Here is an 8,239-nt window from a genome sequence, read left to right on the forward strand (position 1 = left end):
GATCTGACACTCTCACCATATCGGCATCAGATGTCTGACGTCAGACCCCATTATCTTCGAATCCCTCAGCGCGAGCGGTAAGCGAGCGCATGAAGAGCCTATGGAGGCAGCTACGTGAGCACCACCGTTGAGCCAAGGGAGAGTCGGCGTCGCCCCCCGCGCCGGTTCCGTTCGTTGGCCGTCGCGTCCACCGCGGCAACCCTCGCTCTCGGACTGGTCGCCTGCAGCGGCGGCCCGGCCTCGACCAACGCCGTCGAGGGAAGCGGGGGGAAGACGTCGATCGAGACCACCCTCGCGTTCACCCTCTCTAGCGGGTTCGACCCGGCGAACGCCTCGTCGGCGGTGGCGACGGCGGTCAACCAGCACACCTTCGAGGGTCTGATCGATCTTGACCCGGTTACCCGGGAACCATACCGCGCACTCGCCAAGGAAGACCCGGTGGCCAGCGCGGACGGGCTCACCTACACCGTGGCGGTGCGTGACGGTGCCAAGTTCTCCGACGGCACCCCCGTCACCGCCGAGGACGTCGCCTGGTCCTTCACCCGCGTGCTGAAGCCGGCCGACCCCAAGGCCCCGCCGCTGATGCAGGGGTTCGTGTCGTTCATCGACTCGGTGACGGCAAAGGACGCGACGACGGCCGAGTTCAAGCTCAAGTACCCGTTCGCCCTGTTCGCGGAGCGGATCGCCGTCGTCAAGATCCTGCCGAAGGCGAAGACCGCGGACGCGGCCGCGTCGAAGGCTTTCGACACGGCGCCGATCGGCTCCGGCCCGTTCAAGTTGGACAGCGCGTCCAAGGAGTCGGGTGTCAAGCTCAGCAAGAATCCGAACTACAACGGCCCGCGTCCGGCCAAGGTCGAGACGATGACCTGGAACACCACCTCGGAGGCTTCCGCCCGGGTGTCTGACCTGCAGGGCGGCCGGGTCCAGGCCATCGAGTCGGTGCCGTACCTGAACGTCGACTCGCTCAAGGACAAGTACACGGTCGATGTGAAGCAGGCCTTCAACCAGGTCTTCCTCATGTTCAACTCGTCGGCGGCGCCGTTCAACGACAAGCGGGTGCGACAGGCGCTGCACTACGCGATCAACAAGGACGAGGTCATCAAGACCGCCCTCAACGGCTATGGCAGCCCGGCGACGAGCTACCTGGACGAGGGCAACAAGGACTACCAGAAGGCCGCCACCGTCTACGACTACAACCTGGAGAAGGCCAAGAGCCTGCTCCAGGAGGCCGGTGTCACGAACCTGTCGTTCCAGCTCGACACCACTGACAACTCGGTCGTGAAGGATGTCGCGCCGCTGGTCATCGAGCAGTGGAAGAAGATCGGCGTCACCGCCAGCCTCAACACGGTGCCGTCCTCGGCCATCTACGGCGACATCGTTCCGAAGGACACCTTCCGGGTGCTGATGGCCACCGGTGACCCCAGCGTCTTCGGCGTCGACACCGACCTGCTGATGCGCTGGTTCTACTACGGCGAGACCTGGCCGGGGCAGCGTTACCGGTGGAGCGCCGCGGACCGCAAGGCCATGGCCGACCTGCTCGACAAGGCGGCGCAGACCTCCGACGAGGCGGCCCGCAAGGCTCTGTGGAAGCAGGCCCTGGACAAGGTGGCCGACGAGGCCCCCCTGTACCCGATCCTGCACACCAAGGTCGTCACCGCGTACGACCCCGCGAAGCTCTCCGACTTCTCGGGTGCGTCGACCACCGGCCTGTACTTCCTGGGCTCCAGCCGAAAGGGCTGAGCTCCACCTCGGGGGCCCCACCCTGGCCCCTCCGCGTCCCGCCCGGCTCTCAGTCCCTGGGGCTGGGCGGGACGTCCCGGCGGCCCTCGACGAGAGAAAGACACCATGCTGAGCGTTCTGAGCCTGGTCGCGCGACGACTCCTGACCCTGATACCCCTGGTGCTGGGCATCACGATCTTCGTCTTCGTGATCATGCAGTTCTCCCCGATCGATCCCGCGCTGTCCGTCCTGGGCGATCAGGCGACCCCCGCGCAGGTGGCCGCGTTCAAGGCCGCCAACGGTCTCGACGACCCGCTGCCCCTGCGGTACCTGCACTTCCTGGGCGACCTGCTCCGGGGCGATCTCGGCGTGACCTTCCCGCCGTCCGTCCCGGTCGCCGACAAGATCGCCACCGCGCTGCCGCTGACCATCCAGCTGACGGCCCTCGGTATCGTCGGCGCGCTGGTCATCGCGTTGGCCCTCGGCATCCCCGCCGCGCTGTACCGGGACCGCTGGCCCGATCAGGTCATCCGGTTCGTATCGATGGCCGGTATCGCCATGCCGTCGTTCTGGCTCGCTCTCCTGCTCATCCAGGAACTGTCGGTCCGCCGCCCCGTCTTCCCGACCGGCGGGTACGTCAACCCCGGCGACTCGTTCTCCCTCTGGCTCCAGTCCCTCGCCATGCCGGCGCTGGCCCTCGCCGTGCCGGTCGGCTGCTCACTGGCCAGAATCGTGCGGACGTCAATGGTCGAGGAACTCGACAAGGACTACGTGCGGACGGCGATCGGCGCCGGGCTGCCGCCCCGCGTGGTGGTCGGACGCAACGTGCTGCGCAACGCGCTGGTCAACCCGCTCACCGTGCTGGGCCTGCGAATCGGCTACCTGCTGGGCGGCACTGTCGTCATCGAGGCCATCTTCTCGCTGCCCGGCATGGGCACCCAGATCATGAGCGCGGTCCAGCAGAACGACACCGCCCTCGCCCAGGGAACCGTGCTGACGATCGCCATCTGCTTCGTCCTCGTGAACCTGGTGGTCGACATCCTCTACCTCTTCGCCAACCCTCGACTGCGCGGAGCCCACTGATGCGTCGAACACTCACCGCCAGGCTGTCGGCTCCCGGCATCGCCTTCAAACGGCTCAGCGTCACGGCTCGGATCGCACTGAGCTTCGTCCTGCTCATCGTCGTGGTGGGCATCTTCGCGCCGCTGATCCTGCGACACGACCCCGCGCAGGCCGGGCTCGGCCCCGCGCTGACCGGCCCGAACGGCGACTACTGGTTCGGCCTGGACAAGCTCGGACGCGACGTGTTCTCGCGGCTGGTCGCCGGCACCCGGCGTTCGTTGATCGTGGGCTTTGGCAGCGCCGGCATCGCCCTGGTGATCGGCGCGATCCTGGGCGCGCTGGCCGGAACCAGCCGGCCGGCTGTCGACGAGGTGGTGATGCGGTGCCTCGACGTCGTCATGGCCTTCCCCGCCATCGTGCTTTCCGCCCTGCTGATCATCTCGTTCGGCAAGAACAGCCTCCTGGTCCTCGTGGTTGCGATCGGTTTCGTCTTCGTGCCCTCGATCGCGCGCATCGTGCGCGCCAACGTGCTCTCGCAGTACCGCGAGGACTACGTCGCGGCCGAACGGATCATCGGCGCGCGGCGACCGCACATCCTCTGGCGGCACATCCTGCGTAACTGCGCCGCCCCGATCCTCGTCTTCGTCACCGTCATGGTGGCCGACGCCATCGTGTTCGAGGCGTCGCTCTCGTTCATCGGTGGCGGGCTGGCACCCCAGGAAGCCGCCTCCTCGTGGGGCTCGGTCATCGCCTTCGGCAAGGAGATGGTGCAGATCGGTGGCTGGTGGGCCACGTTCTTCCCCGGCCTGCTGATCCTGCTCACCGTGCTCGCCCTGAACGTGCTCTCCGAAGGGATGTCCGACGCCTGGGCCGCCCCGGCGGCGCGGCGTGCCACCGCCACGAAGATCGGGGACGCGCAGGAGGAGGCGCAGCCCGGCTCCGGTGAGGTGGTGCAACTGCCCGGCCTGGCCGAGGCCGCGCAGCGGCTGCGCGAGCGCGCCCGCCCCCTCCCGGACGGGGAGCCCGTCCTGGAGGTCCGGAACCTGTCGATCGGGTTCGAGGGACGCCACAGCGGCGTCGACATCGTCGACGACCTGACCTTCGACATCCGCCCCGGCGAGGTCCTCGGCCTGGTGGGGGAGTCCGGCTCCGGTAAGTCGCTGACCTCCCTCGCCGTGATGGGCCTGCTGCCGCAGGGCGCCCGGGTCCGCGGCGAGGTCCGCTTCGCGGGCACCGACCTGCTGACGGTGAGCACCAAACGACGCCGTGCCCTGATGGGGCGCGAGATCGCGATGGTCTACCAGGACGCCCTCTCGGCCCTGAACCCCTCACTGCGCATCGGCCCGCAGCTCGCCCAGATGATCAGCCGTGGCGGCACGCGGTCGGCCCAGGAGCTGATGGAGCTGGTGGGCCTGGACGCGCAGCGCACCCTGTCCGCGTACCCGCACGAACTCTCCGGTGGGCAGCGGCAGCGCGTGGTGATCGCCATGGCGCTGTCGCGGGATCCGCGCCTGATCATCGCTGACGAGCCGACCACCGCGCTGGACGTCACGGTCCAGGCGCAGGTCATGGAGCTGCTGCTGCGGCTGCGCGGGCAGCTCGGCTTCGCGCTGATCCTGGTCAGTCACGATCTCGCGCTGGTCAGCGACGTCGCGGACCGGGTCGTGGTGATGTACGGCGGGCAGATCGTCGAGAGCGGTGTCACCGCCGACGTGGTTGGCGCGCCGGCACACCACTACGCCCGAGGTCTTCTCGGTTCCGTGCTCTCCCTCGAGGCCGGCGCGGAGCGGCTCACCCAGATCCGCGGCGTGGTGCCGTCGCCGGCCGACTTCCCATCGGGCTGCCGGTTCGCTGACCGCTGCCCCATGGCCACCGAGGTCTGCCGGGATGAGACGCCCCGTCTGGAGGGCGTCCTCGCCCACCGGTACGCCTGCCACCACCCGGCCGTCACCGTCACGGAAGGGGAGCTGGCCCGATGAGCGCGTCAGTCCCACACCAGTCGATCGTCGAACTGCGCGACGTGCACGTGGTGCATCGCACCCGAGGAGGCGGCCTGTTCGGTCGCGAGCGAGTGTATGCCCTCACCGGCGCGGACCTGACCGTGCGTGCCGGCGAGACGATCGGTGTCGTCGGCGAGTCCGGCTGCGGCAAGTCCACGATGGCCAAGGTGCTGGTGGGCCTCCAGCGGCCGACGAGCGGCACTGTTGCCTTCTCCGGCAAGGACGTCCGGTCGATGAGCGCGGCGGAACGCCGACTGCACATCGGCGCCGGCGTCGGCATGATCTTCCAGGATCCGGCCACGTCGCTGAACCGGCGCATGCCGGTCCGCGACATCCTGCGCGACCCGCTCGACGTGCACCGTCGCGGCACCCGCAAGGAGCGCGAGGAGCGGGTCAGGGAGCTGATGGCGCTGGTCGGGCTGCCCCGGTCGGTCGCCGACGTGCTGCCGAGCCAGCTCTCCGGCGGCCAACGCCAGCGGGTGTCCATCGCGCGTGCCCTGGCCCTGGAGCCAGGGCTGGTCATCGCCGACGAGCCCACCAGCGCGCTCGACGTGTCGGTCCGGGCGCAGATCCTCAACCTGCTCCTGGACCTCAAGGAGCGTCTGGACCTGGCCATGGTCTTCGTCTCGCACGACATCCAGACGGTCAAGCGGATCAGTGACCGCGTGGTCACCATGTACCTCGGCCGGATCGTGGAGCAGGCGCCCGCCGCCGGGCTCCCCGAGGTCGCCCAGCACCCGTACACCCGGGCGCTCTTCTCCGCCACGCCGGGGCTGCTTTCGCCACTCGACCCGATCCCGCTCGTCGGCCCCGTTCCACTCGCCACGAAACCGCCGACCGGATGCCCGTTCCGCACCCGGTGCTGGAAGGCGACCGACGGCTGCGCCATCGAGATGCCGCCGGTCCGGTCGGGCGACGGCGGTGCCGGTGCCCACGAGTTCCGGTGCTACCACCCCGTTCCTGCTGGATCCAGCAACACAGAGCTGGTCGAACTCGCCAGAGCATCGACCGGCCGCACCACCCCCCTACATGTCGAGGAGTCAGCGTGACCACCCCAGCCCCGCGGTTCGCCGGAGTCGTGCCGCCGGTCGTCACCCCCCTGACCGAGGAGGGGGCGGTCGACGTCGCCTCCCTTGAGCGGCTCGTCGAGCGGATGCTCACCGCCGGCGTCGACGGCATCTTCGCCCTCGGCAGCTCCGGCGAGACGGTGTTCCTCACGGACAGTCAGCGGGACCAGGCTCTCGAAACCGTCGTGAAGACCGTCGGCGGGACCGTACCCGTCATCGCGGGCTGCATCGAGCCGACCACCCGCCGGGTCCTCGACCGGGCCGACGCGTCGACGCGCCTGGGTGTCGACGGCCTGGTGGCCACCGCCCCCTTCTACGCCATTGTCGGCCCCCACGAGGTCGAGCGGCACTTCCGGTCCCTCGCCGCTTCGGTCGAACTTCCGCTGCTGGCGTACGACATTCCGGTCTGCGTGCACACCAAGCTGTCGCCGGGCCTGCTGAGCCGACTCGCCGCGGAGGGCGTCCTCGCCGGCGTCAAGGACTCCAGCGGTGACGACGTCTCGTTCCGCCAACTGGTGCTGTCCATCGCGGAACGCGCGCCGAACGCCGGCTTCAGCCTGTTGACCGGCCACGAGGTGGTGGTCGACGCGATGATGCTCGCCGGCGCCTCCGGTTCCGTCCCCGGCCTGGGCAACGTGGACCCGGAGGGCTACGTGCGACTTCACCGGGCCTGCGTGACCGGCGACTGGGAAACCGCCCGTGCGGAGCAGGACCGACTGACCCGGTTGTTCCGGATCGTCGACGCGGCCGACCCGGCTACGGCGGCAGGGGCGACCCGGGGCGTGGGCGCGTTCAAGACCGCACTGGCCCTGCTCGGCGTCATCGACAGCAACGCCGTTTCGCTTCCGCTGCGACCGCTCGACGCCGATGAGGCGAGCCGGGTGCGTGCCCAGTTGGAGCTGGCGGGACTGCTCTAGCCATGTCCGAGGCACCCGAGCCCCCGGTCGTCGACGTGGCGGTGGCCGCGCTCGACATCGGGGGCACCAAGACGGCCGCTGCCATCGTGACCCGCCACGGCGAGGTCATCGACCAGATCACCGTCCCCACCCCCGGCCGGGCCGGGGCGACCGCCATCATCGACACCGCAGCCGACCTAGTCGGTCGGCTGCGGGCGAGGGCGACGGGAACCCGAATCCGTGCCCTCGGCGTCGGTAGCGCCGGGGTGATCGACCACCGGACGGGTCGGGTGCTGTCGGCCACCGACGCCCTGGCCGGTTGGGCCGGCACGGACCTGAGCGGCCGACTGCGGGCACTGCTGGACCTGCCCGTCTCAGCCATCAACGACGTGCACGCGCACGCCCTCGGTGAGGCGCGACACGGCGTGGCGGTCGGCCACCAGACGATGCTCTTCATCGCGGTCGGCACCGGTATCGGCGCCTCGTTCGTCGTCGACGGCACCGTGCTGACCGGCGCCCACTCCGCCGCCGGCCACGCCGGCCACCAGCCCTCGCCGTACGCCGGGCAGTTGCCCTGCACCTGCGGCGGGCGGGGGCACCTGGAGGCGATCGCCTCCGGGCCCGCTCTCACCGAGGAGTACGTGCGGCGTACCGGTCAGCCGGTCGGCGACCTGCGCACTGTGGCCGAGCGCGCGGCGGACGGTGACGCCACAGCCCGGGAGGTGGTCCTGCTGGGTGGGGCCGCCGTCGGCTCGGCGGTCGGGGGGCTGGTCAACATGCTTGACCCCGCTGTCGTCGTCATCGGCGGCGGTGTCGCCGGCCTCGGCGACACCTGGTGGCAGGCACTTCGGGGCGCCGTGCGGCGGGAGACGTTGCCCAATCTGGACGACGTGCCCGTCCTGGCCTCGACCCTCGGATCGGACGCCCCACTTCTCGGCGCCGCCGCACTCGCCTGGGAGGGCACCGCATGAACACGCTGATCGCGCAGCTCCGCCACCGCCTCGTCGTCTCCTGCCAGGCGTACCCCGGTGAGCCGATGCGCAGCCCGGACACGATGCGCCGGGTGGCCCTCGCCGCCGCCCAGGGCGGTGCCGCCGGCATTCGCGCCCAGGGCCTGGCGGACATCGCGGCCATCCGGGGGGCGGTCGACCTGCCGCTGATCGGTCTGTGGAAGGACGGGGACGACGACGTCTTCATCACCCCCACGCTGGAGCACGCGCTGTCGGTGGCCCGGGCCGGCGCGCACGTCGTGGCCCTGGACGGCACCGCGCGGCCCCGGCCCGACGGCCGAACCCTCGGTGACACCATCGCCGCCGTCCACGACCTGACCGGGGCTCTGGTGATGGCCGACTGCTCCACCCTCGACGAGGGGGTCGCCGCCCCGGCGGCCGGGGGGGGGGCCGTGGGCGGCCGGGGCCCGACGCAGCCACGCCCACCCCCACCCCCAACCCGCCCCCCCCCCAGCCGGAGCGCGGCCCGCCCCCCGCCGCTCGAG

General features: G+C 70.5%; 7 protein-coding genes. All 7 read left to right on the forward strand.

Translation table 11 applies throughout. The annotated features are described in order from the left end of the window. Positions 1-114: 114 nt before the first annotated feature. Entirely contained in the window at positions 115-1,740 is a 1,626-nt protein-coding gene (locus AB0B48_RS13390; RefSeq protein WP_357200314.1) for an ABC transporter substrate-binding protein, read from the forward strand. Between the two features lie 105 nt (positions 1,741-1,845). Then, the gene (locus AB0B48_RS13395; protein ID WP_124859013.1) at positions 1,846-2,802 is read left to right on the forward strand and encodes an ABC transporter permease; all 957 of its coding nucleotides are present in this window, start codon (positions 1,846-1,848) and stop codon (positions 2,800-2,802) included. Continuing rightward, on the forward strand, positions 2,802-4,760 hold the full coding sequence (locus AB0B48_RS13400; protein ID WP_357200318.1) for a dipeptide/oligopeptide/nickel ABC transporter permease/ATP-binding protein: 1,959 nt from the start codon (positions 2,802-2,804) through the stop codon (positions 4,758-4,760). The genes AB0B48_RS13395 and AB0B48_RS13400 overlap by 1 nt, the downstream gene beginning before the upstream one ends. Next, positions 4,757-5,830, forward strand: a complete 1,074-nt coding sequence (locus AB0B48_RS13405; protein ID WP_357200320.1) for an ABC transporter ATP-binding protein — start codon at positions 4,757-4,759, stop codon at positions 5,828-5,830. The genes AB0B48_RS13400 and AB0B48_RS13405 overlap by 4 nt, the downstream gene beginning before the upstream one ends. Further along, positions 5,827-6,765 carry a dihydrodipicolinate synthase family protein gene (locus AB0B48_RS13410; protein ID WP_357200323.1) on the forward strand — a complete coding sequence of 313 codons (939 nt, stop codon included), beginning with the start codon at positions 5,827-5,829 and terminating at the stop codon, positions 6,763-6,765. Before AB0B48_RS13405 ends, AB0B48_RS13410 begins: the two co-directional genes overlap by 4 nt. A gap of 2 nt (positions 6,766-6,767) precedes the next feature. Then, the gene (locus tag AB0B48_RS13415) at positions 6,768-7,715 is read left to right on the forward strand and encodes an ROK family protein (RefSeq protein WP_357200326.1); all 948 of its coding nucleotides are present in this window, start codon (positions 6,768-6,770) and stop codon (positions 7,713-7,715) included. After that, positions 7,712-8,239: N-acetylmannosamine-6-phosphate 2-epimerase (locus tag AB0B48_RS13420; protein ID WP_357200329.1), on the forward strand; the 528-nt coding region annotated here is incomplete at its 3' end. The genes AB0B48_RS13415 and AB0B48_RS13420, both read left to right, overlap by 4 nt.

It is taken from the genome of Micromonospora sp. NPDC049089, assembly GCF_040648775.1.
In the GTDB taxonomy this organism is placed as follows: Bacteria; Actinomycetota; Actinomycetes; order Mycobacteriales; family Micromonosporaceae; genus Micromonospora.